The sequence below is a fragment of the Aminobacter sp. GW821-FHT11F06 genome (genome assembly GCF_058808215.1).
Genome location: NZ_JBXARL010000003.1, coordinates 237,302 through 259,003, shown reverse-complemented (window position 1 = coordinate 259,003; position 21,702 = coordinate 237,302). Strand labels below are relative to the sequence as shown.

General features: G+C 63.0%; 10 protein-coding genes. 6 read left to right on the top strand and 4 right to left on the bottom strand.

The features are described from left to right. Window positions 1–6 precede the first annotated feature (6 nt). The 6 genes from AC1RTB_RS09105 to AC1RTB_RS09080 all read left to right on the top strand — a co-directional run bounded on the left by AC1RTB_RS09105 (window position 7) and on the right by AC1RTB_RS09080 (window position 6,824). On the top strand, window positions 7–831 hold the full coding sequence (locus AC1RTB_RS09105; RefSeq protein WP_492877768.1) for a carbohydrate ABC transporter permease: 825 nt from the start codon (window positions 7–9) through the stop codon (window positions 829–831). A gap of 21 nt (window positions 832–852) precedes the next feature. Next, window positions 853–1,851 (top strand): ABC transporter ATP-binding protein, encoded by a 999-nt coding sequence (locus AC1RTB_RS09100; protein ID WP_492877770.1) that lies wholly within the window; start codon window positions 853–855, stop codon window positions 1,849–1,851. Beyond that, the gene (locus tag AC1RTB_RS09095) at window positions 1,848–2,624 is read left to right on the top strand and encodes an L-iditol 2-dehydrogenase (RefSeq protein WP_492877772.1); all 777 of its coding nucleotides are present in this window, start codon (window positions 1,848–1,850) and stop codon (window positions 2,622–2,624) included. Before AC1RTB_RS09100 ends, AC1RTB_RS09095 begins: the two co-directional genes overlap by 4 nt. A 192-nt stretch (window positions 2,625–2,816) precedes the next feature. Next, window positions 2,817–4,295: a mannitol dehydrogenase family protein gene (locus AC1RTB_RS09090; RefSeq protein ID WP_492877774.1), complete on the top strand. Its 1,479-nt coding sequence runs from the start codon at window positions 2,817–2,819 to the stop codon at window positions 4,293–4,295. A gap of 160 nt (window positions 4,296–4,455) precedes the next feature. Then, window positions 4,456–6,027, top strand: coding sequence for an FGGY-family carbohydrate kinase (locus AC1RTB_RS09085; protein ID WP_492878188.1), 1,572 nt, complete (start codon window positions 4,456–4,458; stop codon window positions 6,025–6,027). Between the two features lie 155 nt (window positions 6,028–6,182). Next, window positions 6,183–6,824 (top strand): LuxR C-terminal-related transcriptional regulator, encoded by a 642-nt coding sequence (locus AC1RTB_RS09080; protein ID WP_492878190.1) that lies wholly within the window; start codon window positions 6,183–6,185, stop codon window positions 6,822–6,824. Between the two features lie 29 nt (window positions 6,825–6,853). Here the strand turns inward: AC1RTB_RS09080 and AC1RTB_RS09075 are convergent, their stop codons facing one another. The 4 genes from AC1RTB_RS09075 to AC1RTB_RS09060 form a co-directional block, all read right to left on the bottom strand. Further along, window positions 6,854–8,188, bottom strand: coding sequence for an HlyD family type I secretion periplasmic adaptor subunit (locus tag AC1RTB_RS09075; RefSeq protein ID WP_492877776.1), 1,335 nt, complete (start codon window positions 8,186–8,188; stop codon window positions 6,854–6,856). 34 nt (window positions 8,189–8,222) lie between these two features. Next, window positions 8,223–10,883, bottom strand: coding sequence for a cadherin-like domain-containing protein (locus AC1RTB_RS09070; protein ID WP_492877778.1), 2,661 nt, complete (start codon window positions 10,881–10,883; stop codon window positions 8,223–8,225). Next, window positions 10,880–12,643: a type I secretion system permease/ATPase gene (locus tag AC1RTB_RS09065; protein WP_492877780.1), complete on the bottom strand. Its 1,764-nt coding sequence runs from the start codon at window positions 12,641–12,643 to the stop codon at window positions 10,880–10,882. Before AC1RTB_RS09065 ends, AC1RTB_RS09070 begins: the two co-directional genes overlap by 4 nt. A 75-nt stretch (window positions 12,644–12,718) precedes the next feature. Further along, entirely contained in the window at window positions 12,719–21,493 is an 8,775-nt protein-coding gene (locus AC1RTB_RS09060) for a peroxidase family protein (RefSeq protein ID WP_492877782.1), read from the bottom strand. Between the last annotated feature and the right edge of the window lie 209 nt (window positions 21,494–21,702).

Below are 21,702 nucleotides of genomic sequence, written 5' to 3'. Positions count from 1 at the left end.
AAACCCATGGCACGCGCAGTTTCGACCAATCGCAAGATCGGGTTCACCGTGGCCGCCTGGGTGGTTGCCCTGCTGATCTTCTTTCCGATCCTTTACACCATCATCACCAGCTTCAAGTCGGAGACCGAGGCGATCGCCGGCTTCAGCCTGATCCCGTCGGGCACGCTGGAGAGCTATGCCGAGGTCCAGGCCCAGAGCAACTATTTCAAGTTCTTCATGAACTCGGTGATCATCGCCGTCGGTTCGACAATCCTGGCCCTGCTGATCGCTATTCCCGCCGCCTGGTCGATGGCGTTTTCGCCGACCAAGCGCACCAAGGACATCTTGATGTGGATGCTCTCGACCAAGATGATGCCGGCGGTGGCCGTTCTGGTGCCGATCTATTTGATCTTCCGCGACACCCGTCTGCTCGATAGCCACATCGGCCTCACCGTCATGCTGATGCTGATCAACCTGCCGATCGTGGTGTGGATGCTCTACACCTACTTCCGCGAAATCCCCGGCGAGATCCTGGAGGCCGCGCGCATGGATGGCGCCTCGCTGTGGGGCGAGATCGTCTACGTGCTGACGCCAATGGCCGTGCCCGGCATCGCCTCCACGATGCTGCTCAACATCATTCTCGCCTGGAACGAATCCTTCTGGACCATCCGGCTGACCACCACCAATGCCGCACCGCTGACAGCCTTCATCGCGTCCTTTTCCAGTCCGCAAGGACTGTTCTGGGCGAAGCTGTCGGCGGCCTCGACACTGGCCATCGCACCGATCCTGATCATGGGCTGGTTCTCCCAGCGCCAACTTGTCCGCGGCCTGACGTTCGGCGCCGTGAAGTAGTCGAACCCGCGGGAGGAAACCATGGGAAACATCACCCTCAAGCAAGTGTCGAAATCCTTCGGCGCGACAACCATCATCCCCAACATCGACCTGGAGATCGAAGACGGCGAGTTTGTCGTCTTCGTCGGGCCCTCGGGTTGCGGCAAGTCGACCTTGCTCCGGCTGATCGCCGGGCTGGAGGACACCTCCGCCGGCACCATCAATATCGATGGCCGCGATGTCACCGGCGAGGCCCCGGCCAAGCGGCGGCTGGCGATGGTGTTCCAGTCCTATGCGCTTTACCCGCATATGAGCGTCTACAAGAACATCGCCTTTCCGCTGAAGATGGCGGGCGACGATGCGGCGGTCATCGACAAGAAGGTCAAGGATGCGGCGCGCGTTCTGAACCTGACCAACTATCTTGAGCGCCGGCCGGGCCAACTGTCGGGCGGCCAGCGCCAGCGTGTCGCCATTGGCCGCGCGATCGTGCGGCAGCCCTCGGCCTTCCTGTTCGACGAGCCGCTGTCGAACCTCGACGCCGCGCTGCGCGGCACGATGCGCCTCGAGATCAGCGAGCTGCATCACCAGCTCAAGACGACGATGATCTACGTCACCCACGACCAGGTCGAGGCGATGACCATGGCCGACAAGATCGTGGTGCTGAACGCCGGCAACATCGAGCAGGTCGGCTCGCCGATGGACCTCTACAAGACACCCAAGAACCTGTTTGTCGCCGGCTTCATCGGTTCGCCCAAGATGAACCTGATCAATGGTGCGGCTGCCGCAAAGCACGGCGCGACCACCATCGGCATCAGGCCCGAACATTTGGGCATTTCAACCACAGCAGGCGAATGGAAGGCAACCGTCGGTGTCGCAGAACATCTTGGCTCCGATACCTTCCTGCATGTGCAGGCGGATGAGGTTGGCCCGCTGACGGTCCGCGCCGACGGCGAGATCGGCGTGCGCCACGGCGAAACGATCTTCGTCACCCCAAGCGCCAGCAAGATCCACCGCTTCGGCACCGACGGGAGGGCCATGTGAGCGGTAGGCTCAAGGGCAAGTCGGCGCTGATAACAGGTGCCGCGCGCGGCATCGGCCGCACTTTCGCCGAGGCCTATGTCGGCGAAGGTGCGGTGGTCGCGATTGGCGACATCAATCTTGAGGCCGCCGAAAAGACCGCCGCCGAGATCGGCACGTCCGCCTATGCGGTCAAGCTCGACGTCACCGACCTGAACTCGATCGAGGCGGCGGTGAAGGCGGTCGAGGCCAAGGCTGGCGGGATCGATATCCTGGTCAACAACGCCGCCCTGTTCGACCTCGCTCCGATCGTCGAGATTTCCAAGGCGAGCTACGACAGGCTGTTTGCTGTCAATGTCGCCGGCACGCTGTTCACCTTGCAGGCCGTCGCCCGCTCGATGATCGCGCGTGGCCGGGGCGGCAGGATCATCAACATGGCGAGCCAGGCCGGCCGGCGCGGCGAAGCGCTGGTCGCGGTCTATTGCGCCACCAAGGCCGCCGTCATCAGCCTGACCCAGTCGGCCGGGCTCGGCCTGATCAAGCATGGCATCAACGTCAACGCCATCGCGCCGGGCGTTGTCGACGGCGAGCATTGGGACCACGTCGACGAACTGTTCGCCAAATACGAAAACCGGCCCCGAGGCGAAAAGAAGCGCCTCGTCGGTGAGGCCGTCCCCTTCGGCCGCATGGGCACAGCCCAAGACCTCGTCGGCATGGCGATTTTCCTCGCTGGACCCGAGAGCCAATATATCGTCGCCCAGACCTACAACGTCGATGGCGGCAACTGGATGAGTTGAATTTCCCTTCTCCCCTTGCGGGAGAAGGTGGCCGAGCGGAGCGAGGTCGGATGAGGGGTGTTGGCAGGATCGCTAGCGTCTCATTTCTTCCAACACCCCTCATCCGTCTCGGCGCTGCGCGCCGATCCACCTTCTCCCACAAGGGGAGAAGGTGCTGCGAACTTCGGCGCCTAAAAAAGAAAGCGTCGAACCATGACCGTGAAACTCTCCCAAGCGAATCTCGGCCAGCTTCCCGCCAATGTCGCGCGGCCCGCCTACGACCGCTCGTCGCTCACGGCAGGCATCGTGCATTTCGGCGTCGGCAATTTCCATCGCTCGCACCAGGCGGTCTATCTCGACGAGCTGTTCAATTCCGGTGTCGGGCATGATTGGGCGATCGTCGGCGCAGGCGTCTTCGACGGCGAAAAGGTCGGGCGCGCCAAACTTGCCGAGCAGGATTGGCTGACCACCGTGGTCGAGCAAGACAGCGGCCATATGAGCGCCCGCGTCACCTCAGTCATGATCGATTTCCTGACGCCCGGCGACGCCGCAGCCATCATCGAGCGCCTGGCCGACCCGGCGATCCGCATCGTTTCGCTGACCATTACCGAGGGTGGTTATTTCATCGATCCGGCGTCCGGCGTGTTCAACCCGGCCCATCCCGATATCGTCGCGGACGCTGAAAACATCGCGGCCCCCAAGACCGTGTTCGGCATCGTCCTCGCCGGGCTCACCAAGCGCCGCGATGACGGCATCGTGCCCTTCACCGTCATGTCCTGCGACAACATTCCAGGCAATGGCCATGTCACGTCGGACGCCATGGTCGGACTTGCCCGGCTGGTCGACGAGACGCTGGCCGACTGGGTCAGCGACAACGTCGCGTTCCCAAACAGCATGGTCGATCGCATCACGCCCGCCACCACCGACCGCGAGCGCGACATCCTGCGCAGCGATTTCGGCGTCGATGACAATTGGCCGGTGTTCTGCGAACCGTTCAAGCAATGGGTGATGGAGGATCATTTCACTGACGGGCGGCCAGCGCTGGAAAAAGCCGGCGTGCAGTTCGTGCATGACGTGGCGCCGTTCGAGCTGATGAAAATCCGCATCCTCAATGGCGGCCATGCCACCATCGCCTATCCCGCCGGGCTGATGGACATCCACTTCGTCCACGAAGCGATGGAAAACCCGCTGGTGCGCGCCTTCCTGGCCAAGCTCGAACGCGAGGAGATCATGCCCACCGTGCCGCCCGTTCCGGGTGTGGTTCTGGAAGAATATTGCCAGCTCATCGAGCAGCGTTTTTCCAACCCGAAGATCGGCGACACGGTTCGCCGGCTGTGCCTGGACGGGTCCAACAGGCAGCCGAAATTCATCATCCCTGTGATCGCCGACCGGCTGAAGGCGGGTGCAGGCATACCGGGCCTCGCGCTCGAATCCGCGCTGTGGTGCCGCTATTGCTTCGGCACGACGGACTCCGGTGCCGTGATCGAACCAAACGACCCGAATTGGGACCGGCTGCAGGCAACGGCAAAGGCAGCCAAGGGGACACCGCAAACCTGGCTCGCCATGGAAGACATTTATGGCGAGGTCGGCAAATCGCCGGTCTTCGCCGTAGCCTTCGCTCATAGCCTGGACGCGCTTTGGAAGCTGGGCGCGAAGGAGACCCTGACGCGTTACCTCGGCGACAGTCTCTGAGGCAAATCAGAGCTGCCGCTGCCCGCTGGAATTGCTTGTGGCGCGCATATAGACTGCGCGTCATGGTGTTGATCTCGGCATTTTTACATCAGGTGAGTTCGCGGCGATGGCCGTCCGGCAGCATTTGCGCGGCTGGGCTTTGCACGGCGATGTCGTCCTGATGGCGGCCTATCTTTGCGCCGTCGACGTAGGCACGAGCAGCGCCCGCGCCGGCATTTTTGACCGCGCCGGCAAGCTGCTTGGCCGCGCCGAACGCCCCATCGCCATGAACCGCTCGACATCGGGCCAATGCGAGCACGATTCCGAAGATATCTGGCGGGCCGTATGTGATGCGGTACGCCAAGCCCGCGTGTCCGCCAATGTCGAACCTGACGACATCGCCGGCATCAGCTTCGACGCGACATGCTCGACGGTGTTCAGAGGCAAGGCTGGCGAGCAGGTCGGCATATCCAGCAGCGGCGAGGATCGCTGGGACACCATCGTCTGGCTCGACCATCGCGCCTTGGCCGAGGCCGACGAGTGCACCGCCACCCGCCATGAAGTGCTCGGTTTTGTCGGCGGCGTGATGTCGCCTGAGATGGCGACGCCCAAGCTGATGTGGGTCAAGCGTCACCTGCCCCAGAGCTGGGCTCGTACCGGTCAGCTCTTCGACCTTGCCGATTTCCTCACCCACAAGGCCTGCGGCTCACTCGCCCGCTCGCAATGCACGCTCACCGCCAAATGGACCTATCTCGCCCACGAGCGCGAGGCTTGGCGTCACGACTTCTTCGCGGCAGTTGGCCTCGCTGATATCTTCGAACACGCAGCCTTGCCGGACCGCGCCAGCCCGGTCGGCGCCGATCTTGGGCCCCTTACGCCGGCTTCAGCTGAAGCGCTCGGCCTGACAACGCATTGCCGCGTCGGCGCCGGATTGATCGACGCATTTGCCGGCGCCATCGGCGTCATTGGCGGCAGGCCTGGCATCGACCGCCATCTCGCATTGATTGCCGGCACATCGAGCTGCGTCATGGCGATGTCGGAAGAGCCGCGCCCCTTTGCCGGCGTGTGGGGGCCGTATTTCGGCGCGGCGCTGCCCGATCTCTGGCTGAGCGAAGGCGGCCAGTCGGCGACAGGTGCCCTGCTTGACCACATCATCCGCTGGCACGGTGCTGGCGGCGAGCCCGACGTTGCAATGCACCAGCGCATCACCGAACGCATCATGCAGTTGCGTGCCGTTGAAGGTCTCGACCTGGCCGGACGCCTGCATGTGCTGCCCGATTTCCACGGCAACCGCTCGCCTTTGGCCGACCCGCATGCGCTTGGCGTGATCAGCGGGCTGACGCTCGATGCCTCCTTCGACAGCCTGTGCCGGCTCTACTGGCGCACCGCCGTTGCCATCGCGCTCGGCCTTCGCCATGTGCTCGACGCGCTCAACGCCAATGGCTACGGCATCGACACGCTGCACGTCACCGGCGGCCACACCCGCAATCCATTGCTGATGGAGCTCTATGCCGACGCGACCGGCTGCACGGTCGTCGAACCGATCGGCACCGACGCCGTGCTGTTGGGCACGGCGATGGTTGCAGCAGCAGCGGCCGGCCTCTATCCAAGCCTCACCGAAGCCTGTGCGGCGATGCGCCAGGAAGGCCGCGCGCGCAGGCCAAACCCTTCGGCACAGCCCCGCTTCGACCGCGATTATCGCGTGTTCCTCGAAATGCACCGCCAGCACCGATTGCTCGACGAACTCAGCTAGATTCGAGTCCAATGTTCCCATCTCGATAGGACCTAAGTCGCTTCCCTCACGCAACCTGACGCGCATATTGGTTGCAATGATGTGGAATGCCTGACGGGCGCGGCGGGCTTGATTGGGTCGAACTGGATCGGTTCGAACAGGGAGCAAGCGCTGTCATGATCCGTCTCGCCGTTGTCGACGATCATCCCCTCCTGCGCGAAGGTGTCGTGCGGAGCCTGTCTGAGATCGGCGGGTTCGAGATCGTCGGCGAAGGCGCCTCATCCGACGACGCCCGCAAGCTCGCCCAGGAAGAGCCGGAGATCATCCTGATGGACATCAGCATGCCCGGCGGCGGCCTGAATGCCGCACGCGACATCCTCGCCGAGCAACCGGGGCTCAAGATCGCTCTACTGACGGTTTCGGAGGCCATCAGCGATCTCGTCGAAGCGCTGCAGCTGGGCGTGCGCGGCTACATTCTCAAGGGCGTCGGTTCGAAGTCACTCGCCGAGATTTTGCACAGGATCTCTGGCGGCGAAATCTATGTCGCTCCGGTGCTTTCCGCTCGCCTCGTTGCCGATCTGGAGTCGCGAATAGCCAAGGACAGTGGCAGCAATCCGCTGCGCCGATTGACCCGGCGCGAGGATCAGATCCTGCGCCTCGTCGGCAATGGGCTCAGCAACAAGGAAGTGGCCATGCGCCTGAGCCTGCATGAAAAGACGGTCAAGCATCACATGACAAAGGTTTTCGCCAAGCTGGGCGTCCGCAACCGGACCGAAGCAGCGATGATCATGCACGAAGTCGGTGCAGGCGCCCGCTGACCGATGCGTCGCCGCCAACATCGTCTCCCCTATTGCTCGCGGAACGCCCTGTTGAACTGGTCCGAGAGCGGTTTTGCCAGGAATGAAATGGCCGTGCGCTCTTCCGTCGAGATGAAAACCTCGACCGGCATGCCCGGCAAGAGCCGGTTGTCCTTGAGCTTGGCAAGCTCGTCTTCCGCCACCGCGACATCGGCGACGTAAAAGACCTGCCCGTTGGCCGGGTCCTTGCTGGTTGCCGGCGACACATAGGCGATCGAGCCCTGAAGCTCAGGGGTGGTGCGCTGGTTGAACGAGGAAAAGCGGAGCGTTGCCGGCCGGCCGAGCGATATCTGGTCGATGTCGGTCGGCGACAGCTTGATCTCGATCTTGAGCTTGGCGTCGGCCGGGACCAGGCTGACGAGCTTTTCGGCCGGCGTGATGACGCCGCCGATGGTGTGGATCGAGAGCTCGTTGACTGTGCCGGCGATCGGCGCCCTGATGTCGGTGCGCGACAGCACGTCCTCGATGGCGGCGCGTCTTTCGCGCAGCTCGGAAATCTTGGGCTCGACGATGCTCAGCTCGCGCTGCGCTTCGGTGCGCGCGGTCTCGTCGACAGCGATGATCTGCAGCTGGATCTCGCTCATCCTGGCCCGTGAACGGGCGATACCCGCTTCGATCTCGGCGCGCTCGCCGAGAAGACGTGCCGTGTCGCGGTCGGTATTGTAGACGCGCGTCCCTTCGATCAGCCTTTTGTCGGCCAATCCCTTGACCTTCTCGGCTTCTTTTTCGACCACGGCGATCTCGTCGGCCTTCGACTTCAGCTGTGCTTCGAGGCCCTTGACCTCCTCGCCAAGCTGTTTGATGCCAAGTTCGAGCTGGTCTTTCTGGCTGCGCCGGTTCAGCTGGTTGCCACGAAACAGCCTTGTCTCGCCGGCCGCAACCTCCTCAAAGCCACGGAAGCCTCCCTTGAGGTCGGCGGGAAAGACAACGTCGGCAAAACCGTCACGCTCGGCGACAAGCCGGGCCTGGCGCGCCCTGAACTCGCCGAGTTGTGTGCTGACGATGGTCAGCTCGGCACGGGTCTGCGCGTCTTCCAGGCGCAGCATGATCTCGCCTTTTTCGACATAATCGCCTTCCTTGACCGCGATTTCCTTGATGATGCCGCCGTCGCGATGCTGGATCGATTTGAGGTTTTCATCGACCTTGACCGTGCCCGAAGCGATCACCGCCCCCGTCAACTGTGCCGTTGCCGCCCAGCCGCCGGCTCCGGCGACCAGCAAAAAGGCAAGCGCCGTGCCCGCAACGACGCGCATCCCGAGACGGAAGCTTTTTTCGCCGTCGCCACCAGGGTCGGAAGAGTTGGCATAGGATGGATTGGCCTGCATGGGCTTGCTCCCCGTTTCGGGTCTTGAACTCTGGTCATGCATTTTCAACGACCATCAGGATGTGGTGGCCGGTAAGCGCGATCGCCGTCTCGAAATTCTGGTCGCCGTCGGCATCGATCTCGATCAGCGTCTGCCGCAGCTCGTCGGTGCCTTCATGGGTAATGCGTATCGGCGAAGGCTGGGCTGCGCCTTCGCCGCTGTAGACCTCGTCGAAGCGTGCCTCCAGCGTGTCCATCACGTCTTCGAATATCTCGTATTTCGATGCCTTGATCCGGTCACCGACCATGAAATCGAGAATCCGATAGATGGTCTCGGCGCTGCTTTCGCCTGAAAGCGGCTGGAACTCGAACGTATCCTCGCCGTCTCCGCCGCGCACCGTGGCCGGCTCGGTGCCCATCACGAAACGGTCGTCGCCCGCACCGCCGACGATCTGCTCGAAAGACACGAAGCTGTCTTGTCCAATCTCGAAACCGATCGCCGTGCCCGTATCAAGATCAAAGATGATACCTGCGGCACTCGCCGAATAGTCCAGCGTGTCGGTCCCGGCATCGCCTTGATAACAATCGTTGGCGCCGTCAGCCGAGGCCTGGACGAGGTCGTCGCCACCGCCGGCATAAACGCAGTCGCTGCCTTCACCATCCGCGATCGTGTCATTGCCGGCACCGCCAAACAGGCGGTCGTTGCCAGCGCCGCCGGAAATGGAATCGTCGCCCTGGTTGCCATGGATCGTCTCGGCCGTATTGCTCCCGGCCAGCACGTCCGAGCCAGAGCCGCCTTCAATAACTTCAAAGCCAGTAATATGGTCGGTGCCGATCTCAGTACTTTCGGCAACGCCCTCGACCAGGTCGACCATGATCCCAAGCTGCGCTGCGGAATAATCGATAGTGTCGGTGCCGCTGCCGCCGTCATAGCTATCGGCAGCCCCGTCGAGGTCGCCGACCACCGTGTCGTTGCCGGCTCCCGCCGAGACCTGGTCGCTGCCGGCCCCGCCGGTCAGCCGGTCGCAGCCATCGCCGCCGTCGACCCGGTCGTCGCCACCCTTGCCGTCCATGATGTCGTCGCCGCCATTGCCGTACAGTTCTTCGGCGGCGTCGGCACCACTCACGCTGTCATCGCCAGATCCGGTTTTGACAATCTCGAAGTTCGCGACCTCGTCATTGCCGATCTCGCAACCCGAAGCTTTCCCTTCGGCAAGATCGATGCGCAGTGCGGCTCTGCTCGAGGAATAGTCCAGCGTGTCGAGATCCCCACCGCCGTCATAGATGTCGTCGGCCTGGTCGAGATCGCCAGCGACAACGTCGTTGCCATCTGACCCTAGGACGTGGTCGCTGCTTGTGCCGCCCGCGAGAAAGTCACCGCCCTTGCCGCCATTGAGGTGATCAACACCCGGCCCGCCGAGCAAACGGTCATTGCCGTCGCCGCCGCGCAGCCTGTCGTTGCCGTCGCCGCCGTCGACAAGATCGTTGCCGGCCTCGCCATCGGCCTCGTCGTCACCCGCTTCGCCGAAAAGCAGGTCGTCGTCGTCGCCACCCCAGAGGCGGTCATGACCCTCGCCGCCAAAGATGGTGTCGCGGCCCTGGTCGCCAAACAGCCGGTCGTTGCCTTGTTCGCCCCAGATCTGGTCGGCGCCCGCGCCGCCGAACACGACGTCGTCGCCAAAGCCGGCCCGGATGATGTCGTCGCCACCGCCTGCAATGATGTGATCGTTGCCGTTGCCGCCATTGACCGCGTCGTTGCCGTTGCGCGCGTCGATATTGTCATCGCCGTCCTTGCCGTCGATTTCGTCGGCGCAATTGCTGCCGACGAGCAGGTCGTTTCCGTCGGTGCCGACAATCGGCTTGTTCTTCAGAACCGAGAAGTGTGCTGTCTGGGTGATGAAGGATTTGCCGTCGCTGATCTGGTAGGTGACGGTGACAGGACCAAGCCCGGCTGAATTGAACACCCAGCCTTCGCTGGTCCGCGTCAGCGTTCCCGAAGAGACAGTGACATTCCCAACGCCCAAGATATCACCGTCCGGATCGGACGCGTTGCGCAACAGGTCTGAAAGCGCGATCAGCGCGGCGGCACAGCCATAGACATCGTAGAGATAGACAGGGCCGCTGCTGCGCGGCGCGCGATTAGCGGGCGGGGTGTCGTCATCGTCATCCGGTTCGCCATTGTCGGGGCCTTCACCGGGTTCGGCCCGACCGCCAGGAGCAGGATTGCTACCGCCCTCGGCGCTGTTGCGAACGGGCGGCGGGTTATCGTTGGCTGCGGCGAAGGAAAGTTTCATGTCGCCGAAACCCCTGAGGAAATCGGGCTTCGAGAAATCAAACGCTGGAAGATCGACGACGGGCGATTCGATGGTGGTGAAGGAGGCCCGAGCGACCAGATCGACGAGCCGCCCGCTGGAGCCCGCCGTTCCCTTCAACTTTTCAGGTTCAGGCGAAGCTTCCACATCGGCTGGCGCGCTCTGTGCGGTGGTCTGCTCCGGTTCCGGCGCGGTCTCTTCCTCAGGCGTAGGCCTGTCTTCCGGTACGGGTGCTGCCTCGCTTTGGCTGGGGAAGATGCTCTTCAGGTAAAGCGCGATCCCGGTCAGGAATATGCCGAAATAAAGCGGTGTCGCGGTCTTCTTGTCCTGGCTCTTGAGCACGAACTTGTCGTAGGCCGCGACCGCTTCCGACGTTGTCGTCTTGGTGCCTTTGATCTCGATCATGCCGATACCCTCGCTGTCACGCGCGGTGCCTTCTGGGGCGGCTCGGACTGGTTGCCTGCCTCTGGCGGCACGGGCGTCTTCAGGATTTCGTTCTTGGGACCAAAGGCCGTCATCTTGCCGTTCTGGATCACCGCGACGAGGTCGACGGCGGCGAGCGCGCTTGGCCGGTGCGCAATGACGATGGCGATGCCGCCGCGCGCGCGCACCGACTTGATCGCTTCGGTGAGGGCTGCCTCGCCCTCGCCGTCGAGGTTCGAATTCGGCTCGTCCATGATGACGATGAAGGGCTTGCGGTAGAGCGCGCGCGCCAAGCCGATGCGCTGGCGCTGCCCGGCCGACAGCGAAGCGCCTTGCGGGCCGAGCGCGCTCTTGTAGCCGTCTGGCATGCGTACGATCATTTCGTGCACGCCGGCAGCACGGGCAGCCTCGACGATCGCGGCCGCATCGACATTCGGCTCGAGCCGGGAGATGTTTTCCCCGATCGTCGCGTCGAGCAGTGCCACGTCCTGGGGCAGATAACCGACATATTGCCCGAGCGTGGCGTCCTGCCACTGATTGAGTTCGGCATCGTCCAGCCTGACGCTTCCGCGCAATGTCGGCCAGATGCCGGTCAAGGCGCGAACGAGCGTCGTCTTGCCGCCACCGCTCGGCCCGATGATGCCGAGTGCCTGCCCGGCCTTGAGCTCGAAGCCGACCTCGGTCAAGAGCACGCGGCCGGAACCGGGAGCGGTGACGGTGATCTTTTCGACCTTGAGCGACGACACCGGTGCCGGCAGCTCCATGGGCGCTTCGATATCCGAAAGTGCGGCGACGGTTTCCTTGAGGCGCTGGAATGCGGTGCGCGCGGCAACGACGCTTTTCCAGTTGGCGATGGCAAGGTCGACGGGCGCAAGCGCGCGGGCGGATGCGACCGACGCTGCGATGATGGCGCCTGCGGAAAGCTCGCCAATTATGGTCAGCCATGCGCCCAGCCCGAGCACCGCCGACTGCAAAAGCACGCGAAGCACCCGCGAGACGGCACCGAACGTGCCGCTGATGTCGTTCGTCCGCGTCTGCAGTTCCAAATGTTCGCGATTGGCGCGATTGAACCGTGTCACGGCGCGTCCGGCAAACCCCATCGCCTTGAGGATGTCGGCGTTGCGGGCGTTGGAATCGGCGATCTCGTTGCGGGTGATCGCGGCCCTGTGCGTGGCGCTGGCCAGCCGGCGCGTCATCAGCTCGGTGGCGATCGCCAGCATCGACAGGACGAACGCACCGGCAATGGTGAGCGCGCCGAGATAGGGATGAAGCAGGTAGACGAAAATGAGATAGAGCGGCATCCACGGCAGGTCGAACAGCGCCACCGGCCCCTGGCTGCCAAGGAAACCACGAACCGTGTCGACGTCCCGACCCCGCTCCAGCGACTCGGATGTCGAAAAACCGAAGCGCGGCATGTCGATCGCCACCTGGTGCGCCATCGGCGCGATCTTGCAGTCGAGCCGTGCGCCGACCCGGACAAGGACCTGCGAACGGATGATGTCGAACAGCCCCTGGAAACAATAAAGGCCGATCGCCAGCGCCGACAAAGCGAGCAACGTTGGGATGCTGCCGCTGGCAAGCGCCCGGTCGTAGATCTGGAGCATGTAGAATGAGCCGGTCAGCGCCAGCACATTGATGATGCCCGACATCGTGAACAAGAAGCCGAAGATGCCACGAAAGCCCTTCGTCAGCTTTTCTGCTTTCCGGCGCTTGGGGCCGGCCTGAGGCGTATTGGAGCGCATACTCTTACACCATTTCTATGTTGCAGAATTGTTGGCGGGCCGGGGGCGGCCGGCCCGCCATTGCACGTCGTCGGGTCAGAGGGTGAAGTCCGAGTTGCCGAGATCGTGCGTGCCTTTGATGTTGATGCGCAGTTCCGCCGCGTTGTCGCCATCGGTGCTGGCCTGGACGACGGTATAGTCGCCATCGGCCCGCGTCTCATGGGTGACGATCAGCTGGGCAGCGCCGCTGAGGCTGGAGCCCTGCACCAAGGTGAAGGACTGGTTGCCAGCCGATCCGCCATTGGCGTCGATGCCGCTGAGGTCGATCTTGTCTCCCGGCTGGAAGCCAAGGATCGTGTCGCCGTCTGCATCCTGGGCCGACAGGAAGCGGAAAACATCGTTGCCGGAACCACCGTCCATCACATTGACCGCGGCACTTGCGGTGATCTTGTCGGCACCTGAGCCGGTGATCACGTTTTCGACGTTCCACAGCGTGTCCGAGCCCGACTGGCTGGAGACGGCGCTGCCGTGACCCATGGTGCCGGTGCCGAGGTCGACGGTGATAGCGGCGGTGATCGCGCTCATGTCCAGCGTGTCGATGCCGTCGCCGCCATGATAGCTGTCGTCGCCGTCGCCGGACTGGGTGATGAACATGTCGTCGCCCGCCCCGCCATGGGCAGTGTCATTGCCAGCACCCGCGTCGATCAGATCGCGGCCGTTGTCGCCGAAGATCCGATCCGAACCGCCGTCGCCATAGAGCATGTCGTCATCGTCGCCGCCGAGAAGATCGTCGTTCCCGGCCCCTCCGAACAGAATGTCCCTGCCGGCCTCACCGCTGAGGAAGTCGTCGCCGTCATCGCCGCGCATGATGTCGGCACCGCCACCGCCAAGGGCGTTGTCATTGCCGCCGAGCGCAAAGATGGTGTCGGCGCCGGCTGTGCCGAGCAGGACGTCGGCATTGGCTGTCCCAGACGTGTTGGCAGCCGTGCCGGGAGCCGGCGCGTCGTCATCGTCGCCGCCGCAGCTGTGGTCGTCATCATCATCAACAGGGTTTTCGCCATGATCGTCATCGTCGTCGTCATTGCCATGCCCGAACTGCGGCATCCCTCCCGTCGACGTGAACGAAACGCTGTGCGACCCGTTCGTCATGGTGGTGACGCCGTTGTCGTCGGTTGACGAGGTGTAGTCGGCAGGCGTTGCACCCGTGGGCAGTTCGATCACGTCCTGCGGGCGCAGATTGCCGACGATCGTGTCATTGCCGCCGTTCGACTTGAAGACGATGCGATGAGCGGAGGTGAGCGATGAGATGTCGATCGTGTCGTTGCCGCCAGTGCCGTCGATGGTAATGGTGTTGAAGTTGAGGCTCGTACCGGCAAAGTTGCCGATAATCTGGACAGAGTTGACAGAGTCGGGCCCCGTTCCGGTGTTGATCGTGATCTCCTCAATGTTGTCCAGTTCGGCAATGACTGTGCCATTGCGGGTGATGACAATCTCGCTGTCTGGGTTGAGAAGAGTGATGCCAGCGGCAAGCGCGTCCGCCTTGGCGTAAACCAGGAACGCTTCGTTCGACGTATTGCCATTGATAACAAACCGGTCGCCAGTGGCTGTGTTGGTTCCGCCGTCGATCACATCCCGGCCATCGGTGGCTCCACTATTGTTGGCGTTCCACACGATGGTGTCGTTGCCAGCGCCGGCGAATACGAAGTCGTTGCCGGTGCCGCCGTCAAAGGTGCTGCCGTTGCCGTCGCCGACGAGGATGTCGTTGCCGGTGCCGCCTTCGACAATGCCGGTGTCGCGGACGACTGCCACGTTCGCGGTTGTGCCGCCATTGGCGGTATAGGTGAACGAGTTGTTGTTGCCATCGGTGTCGTTGATCTGAACACCCCCGGCGACAAGCGTCGCGGTGAAGCCAGACGAGTTCTCGGTGACCGCCGTGATATCAGGAACGACCGGCGAATCCGGATCGCCATCGTTGGCCAGCAGTACCCATTCAGGAACCACGAAGTTGGCGCCGACGATGTTGGTCACAATCCGATCCGGCGTAGCCACGAACGGATCGTCGACAGCGGTCACATTCACCGTCGCCGTGGCGATGACGCTTTCCATTTCGCCGTCGTTGACCGTCACCTGAATGGTGCGCGGCGTTGCCGCCGCTGTCGGGTTCGGGTTGTCGCCGGTATTGGAGAAACGGACCTGGCCGATCGCGGCCTGCAGCGCAGCCTTGGAGATCGGACCGTTGCCGCTCAGGTACATGGTGATGACGCCAGCCACCGCCGGGCCGAAGCTCATCGTCATGCCGGCGGGCAGCGTGCCCTGGATCGACAGTTGATCACCGGCCTGGGCGTTGGTCAGCCTGACCGTCGCTCCCATCAGAGACGTGTTGTTGGTGTCCCCGACAGCCGGGTTCGATGCGATGGCGACCGCCGCTCCGCCTTCGGTGAAGGTGGCCGCAGTGTGGTCATTAGGCACTGTCGCCGTAGGTGTCGTAAAGGCGATGTTGACGTTGTCGATGAAGAAGTTGTCACCGTTGTTGTCGGTCGGGTTGTTGCCCGGGAGATTGGTGCCACCGGTCGTCTCCCAATCGCCTTCCGCACGGAAGCGGATCTGCGAGTGGCCGCCGATCTGCGCGGCCGTCAGGGCCGCGGTGAAGGTGCCTGCGCCGTTAGCAGTGGCACCGCCCAGCGTCGACCCGATCTGCTGCCAGTTCTGCCCATCCCATGCCTCGACAATGATGTTCTCGCCATTGCCGGTGTCGTCGTCGACATAGTTGAAGGTGAGCGTCGCGCTGCTTCTGCCGGTGAGGTCAACGGCCCTGATGAGGGTCTCACCACCTTCGATGTTGCCGTCGAACGTCAGTTGCCCGCCGGTGATGTCGATTTTGCCGGAGGTCGCGCTGCTGTTGTCGCCTGCCTCCGTCCAGTTCGTGGTCCACGGGGTGGTTGCGCCGACGCTGTCCGTGCCGGTGTAGCTCTGGGTGCCGAATTCCTCGCGGTAGTTGCCGTTGGTGACAGCGCCGCTGAGATCCAACGTCGGCGCGACATCGACGATTTCGCCGGTCACATCGTTGAGAAGGATCGTAAACTGGCGCTGCGCTATCAGCACGCCGCCATTCGCGATCGTGTCGGTGTAGGTGTCGATGACGATCTGATACTGGTTGTCGACGAACTGGTGCGACTGGTTGGCTGGCGTATGCACGCCTGCCTCGTAGTTCAGCATCTGTGCGCCGCCATTGGCGATTGCGAGTTGGTATATCGGCGCCGTCGGCGTGCCCGTGTTCACGATCGTGAAGCGTCCACCGGCATCCTGTCCTGGTGCCATCATATGTGTCAGCTGGACAACGTCGCCGTCGGTGACGCCGGTGCCGCCGAAGCCGAGCGGATCATAGTCGAGGCTGAAGGGGATCGGCGCGATGACCGTTCCGCTTGCGGTGTTCTCGTTGATGGAGAACGGTGCCGTGACGTTGTCGGTCTGGCCCGAGGCGATGCGTTCGGTGACGCCCTTGCTGTCCTTGAACACAGCAACGGCCCGCAGCACATGCGCCGGGTCGACCGGACGCACGGTATAGGTCAGCCCGGTGCTGATCGTCGCCCAGCCGCCGTCATTGCCGGCCTCCGTGGTCTGCCATTCGAAGGTCAGGCCAACCGGCATGCCGGTAGCAGGATCGATCGGAACGCCGTCCAGATCGACGAGATTGGAGAGCGTGGCTGTCAGAACCTGGCCGACGATCGGGCTGACGACACCAGGCGTCGCCGGATTGCCGTCGTGGTCGAACGGCGACGGATCGGAGATTGTCACCGTGCCGGTGGCAAGGCTGTTGTTCGACACGCCGACAGTCAGTGTCTTGTCTGCGAACTGCAGGCGCTCGATGTTGACCAGCTTGTCGGTGTCGTCGGTCAACGCACCACGGCTGACCGTCAACCCGCCGACACGTCCAGGCGCCGCAACAGTACCGTCGTCGAGGTCGCGGACGGTGATGAAGCCGTCATTGTTGACATCGCGGATATTGAGAGGGGCGGTGCTGTCGTCAGCAGCGCCGATATTTACGCGCCTGAGCGCTTCGCCTGTCACAGCGTCGTAGACGATCCGCGTACCCTCGATCTCGTATTCGAGATCGCCGCCCTGGAAGATCGCAGTGTCGATGTTCTTGTTGGGGCCGGTCAGGTCGGTGTTGTCGTAGAGGATTTCGCGGACGATGCTGAGCTGGCCTGGATTGATGGTGCGGTCCAGCATCAGCGAGTTGAGCGACCTGCCGCCGAAGGCCGGGCTGTCAAAGTTCGGGGCCCCGGCAATATGAGTGGCGTCAAGAGCCTGGTCTGCGGCCGTATAGACGTTGTAGACCTTGCCGGCGTACTGGCCAGCGAACGCGGTATCGGTCGACATGGACTCGGCCGAATAGGTGCCCGCATTCGGGCCGGTCGGAATGACGATCTTGATCCGAACGTTCAGCCACGCGTCGCCGTCGATGGTGTCGAAACCGCCGCGTCCGCGCAGGAAGTCGTTCCCGTCGCCGCCGATCAGCACGTTGCCGTTCTTGAAGCTGGTTATGACCGAGGCGGTCGTGCCGTCGTCGCGGATGCCGCCCAACAGCCGGTCAAGGCCGGCAATGCGAGCGATGCCCGCCTGGTCCAGCGTATGGTCGACAAACAGCTCGACTGGCGTCGAGTCTGGGCTCGACGAGCCGCCGCTGTGGCCGCGATCGTCGCCGTCGAGAACGTCGCCGTTCTTCCAGCCAGACAGCGCCTCGACCTGGTCGAAGCGGTCACGCAAAACGTCGTTCGGGACGGTGGTGAAGATCGGGATCTGCAAGTCGAAGGCGATGGCCGAATTGTCGTTCTTGGCGATGCCCCAGTCGAAGCCGAACATGCCTTCGTAGCGGAACACGCTCGGGCCTGAGCCCATGATGTCGTCGCCGGATTCAGCGTCGTAGTCGGTTTCATCGCCCTGGCCGAACATCACGTCGTGGCCGATGAGCGGGCTGTTGAAGAACAGTTCGGAATTGTCGCCGGCGATGGTGTCGAAACCGCCACCGCCTTCGATCCAGTCGTCGCCCTCATTGCCGAGCACGAAGTCCTTGCCGTTGCCACCGAGGATGAAGTCGCTGTCGGTGCCGCCAAACGCTTCGGCGGCGTCCTGACCAAGAAGAATGTAGTCCTGGCCCTGGTCGCCGAACATCAGGTCGGCACCGCGCGAGCTGGTGATGACATCGTTGCCCTGGTTGCCGCGCAGCACGTCGTCGCCGAACGGATCCTCGATGATGTCGTCGCCCTGACCGCCGAACACGTCGTCGGATTCGGTCATGCCGTTCAGGTAATCGTCGCCACCGTCACCCCACAAAGTGTCGATGCCGCTGTCGCCCCAGATCTTGTCGTTGCCTTCGGTGCCGCCGAGCACATAGTGCTCGCCGCCCTGGACCCGAAGCGTGCCGCCGACATCGTGGGTGACTGTAGCTCCGGCATAATTCGCCGCAATGCTAACATCGTCGACCAGAATTTGGTTGCCGGTTCCGTCAGCCTGCTGGACTTCGAAGTAGAGCGTATGGCCGTTGTAGGTGTTTGCGATCGCTCCAGTCGTCAGCGATGCGTCGGACCATTGACCGTCCGCCGGCGTGGGTAGCAACAGCGTTGCAAGCACAATGGCAGGGTTGATGCCGTCGCTGGCCATCAGCCGGGCCGTGCCACCGGGCCAAGGCTGATCGGTTCTGTCGCCGACCTTGAAGTTCACAGAATAGATGGCTCCCTGGACGAGCGCGACGCCGGTGTTTTTGGACAGTGTTGCGCCGGAATGCAGCCAGGCAACATTGCTGCCCGTGTGGCCCGCAGTGACGGTAGGTGCAGGCGCGAACACGCCACCCTGGCCGCCTGCAATCGTCCATCCGGTTGGCGCGGTCAACGTGTAGTTACCCAGAGCATCGGCGATCACGCCGGGTTGGCCTGTTGCCAGCGAATTTTGCTCAAAACTGCCATTGATGATTACCGGGGCCGGCAAGTTCGTCGCTGGAGCTTGAACCGTGGTTGCGCCGGTATAGTCGCGCACCACCTTCGGCCCGAGGATCGCTTCGACAACCGGGTTCGAGCCGTCCCACTCGGGATCGTTGCCGGCGGCGATGCCGTTGTAATCGGTCTGCGCGATGCCCCGGTCGAGTTCGATGATATGGTCGGGCGTCACGAACAGCTGACCGTTCAGATGCGTCGCGTAATCGCCGCCGAGTTCGGTGTTGCGCATGACCAGGTCGGAGAACGAGTTCGGCTCCAGATTGTTGAGGAAGTTCGTGCCCTGCGTACGGGTCAGATAGTATAGCCGGTCGCCGTTCTGCAGCGCCTCCATCTGGTACTCGAACACGAAGTTGAAGGTGGTGCCCAGCATGCCGCCGAATTCGGGGTTCTTTTCCGCCAGGCCGCCGATCCACAGGTCGATGTCGTTGAGGCCGCCGAGGCCGCCAAGATCGTTCGGATTGGCGGGGTTGACGGTGGCAGCGTAGGCGCCGCGACCGTGGAGGAAGTCAAGCCGGTCTGCTGGTGCCCCGGCTCCGCCGAAGACCAGCGCTTCCGCCGCTGCGCGCATTTGGGCCGTCGTGGTCGCCGACGTGATCGTGGAATGCGTGCCATAGGCGGCGATGAAATTGATCACCGAAGCCGGGTTCTTGATGTTGAGCGCGAAGTCGAACCAGCTCGCATAAGGCTTCAGATCGGCAAGGCCTGTGTCGTTGTAGAGCTGCGCGCGCGTCTCGTTGAGCGACGGCACGCCGGTGTCACGGCCACGCGCGATGTTGAGCGCGCCAAGGTCGAGCGGCAGGCCCAGCAGGTTGCTACGCACGTCCGTGACAATGAACTCGTCGATGGCGTTGCCAACGTCGCGGGACAGGCCGCGGATGAAGTTGGCATTGATCTCCTCAACCGTCGCACCACTTTCAATATAGCCGGTCGGGTTGAGGAACATCGCCAGCAATGTCTGCTGGTCCGGTTCATCGTTCAGCAGGTCGAGGTTGTTGTCGAGACGATCCACCGTGCCCGTCAGCATCGAGTGCCCGTAACGATAGACGGTGTGCGCGAACTCGGCGACGATCGAGGGGTCGACATCCGGGCTGCTGTTGAAGATGAAGGGATCGACCATCGGCTGGATACGCCGCGCGAACTCCTCGAACACCAAGTGCTGGTATTGCATCTCGGTGGCGAAGCGGGCGGCCTGGAACAGGCGCTCGCCGTCCCAGTTCAGCGTGGCGATCTCCGCCGGGGTCGTCGGAATTGCCGCGACGTCCGTCACAAGCCACTCGTTGATGAATGCCAGGTCGCCGGATTCGAGAATCGTCGCCTTGTTGACGTCGACGAGCCGGTTGTGCTCGGAGTGGAAGATCGAATGAACGGTCGTCAGCGCGGCATTTTCGTTGCCGCGTCCGTCGCCGGTGATGAAGTGCAGGTTGAGCGCCTCATCATCGTAGGTGAGCTCATTGCCATCGTCCGCACGGAAGTCTTTTCCGTCGATCGTGCCGTCGCCGTTCACGTCCGTCAGGATGTCGCCGTCGGCCGCGTCGTAGACGCCGTCGCCGTCGACGTCGAGGTCGCCATCGGCAACCTGTGCAATACTATTGGGAGTCGCCGGATTGTGGTCGGGATCAACGATCGAAGGCGCGGCGTGATGCGCGATGTCGTTGAGGAATGCGTGGTTGGTGCCGATCGAGCCCGCGGTCGTCACGCTGCCGTCGGGATTGCCTTCCTTCAGCCAGTTGGTCGCGTGCGTCGCATCCGGCGCCATGACGATCTGGGCATAGCCGTTGGCGCCCGGGATGAACTTGCCATACTGGTCAGTCAGCAGCAGCGGCACGTTGTGGATGTCGAAGTCGTTGAGCTTGATGCCCAGGTATTGAAGCGCCTGGGCTTTGACGTCCGCCCAGTTGCCGATGGCACCAGCCACGGAGCCGGTCGCGGCTGAGCCGTCGATGAGGCGGCCGGTCGTGACGGTCTTGCCGCCGACGGTTGCGTATTCGCGCAGGAACACCTGGTGCGAGGAGTGCGACGTATAGGTCTGGTTCTGGTCGACGAACGAGGTGGTCGTGTTCTCGTGCTGGGGAACGCCATTGACCACGGTGGGCGTAGCGCGCGTCAACGCCATGAAGCGCAGATGCGGTGCCAGATCGTCGGCGTTGCCGAAGATGCCGTCAGAGCCAGCGATGAGCGGATCGTCTGCCGCCAGCGGGATATAGACGGTGCTGTTGCCACCTTTCGTGACCAGGTCGAGACCGTGATCGAAGAACTGCCCGAAGAACGTCATCCAGGAGTTGAATCCAGGCGACAGGCCGATATCCGGCGACTGGTTGGGAATTGTCTGCAGCGCTTCATTGGCCGCAGCGACATTGACGGGATCCGTGAGCCACACTTTGGTCGGCGCGAACCCATGCTCTTCTTCGAAAGCGGCGACTGCGAGCGGATTGTTGAGAAATGCCTCGATCGCCGCCGGATTCCGGACCGACATGTCGACGATCAGATTGGAAATGATGCGCGGGTCGGCGTCGACGACTGTGCCAGGCTGGCCATAATTGCCTTGCACGACCGGGGGTTGACCGCCGGGACCGTCGAAATCGATCCCGTCTCCGTCGGCGTCGTTGCGGAACACAGGATCGGTCAGCCGCGGAAACAGATTGTCGGCCGCGCCCAGTTCGCCTTGGCCGGGCAGCAAGCTGTTGTAGCTGCCGTCGACGGTGCGCAGCCCGAAGGGCAGCTGCGAGGCGACCGCCGCCGTCACGCCCTGGGCGTCCATGATGGCCTGGAGGATCGACTTCGGCGCCGACGTGTAGCCGATCGACGTCGCCTCGGCGATCTTGATCTGCTTGAGCATGAACTCCAGGTCGGCTTTGTTGACATTGAAGCTGGTCGGCATGATCGTTACTCCGAGACGTTCAGTGGTTGGAGGACATGCGACAGGGTCCTCGCGCCATGAGGGGCGAAGAGGCTGTCGCGGTGACTAGCTGATTGCGGTTCGGGGCCAGGGCTGCCGTGGCGACAGGCGCCATGAAGGTCGTGCGCTGAACTGGAAACTAGGCATACGACTACCCCCTCGCGCCATACGAACGCGGCGCGACCTGCATT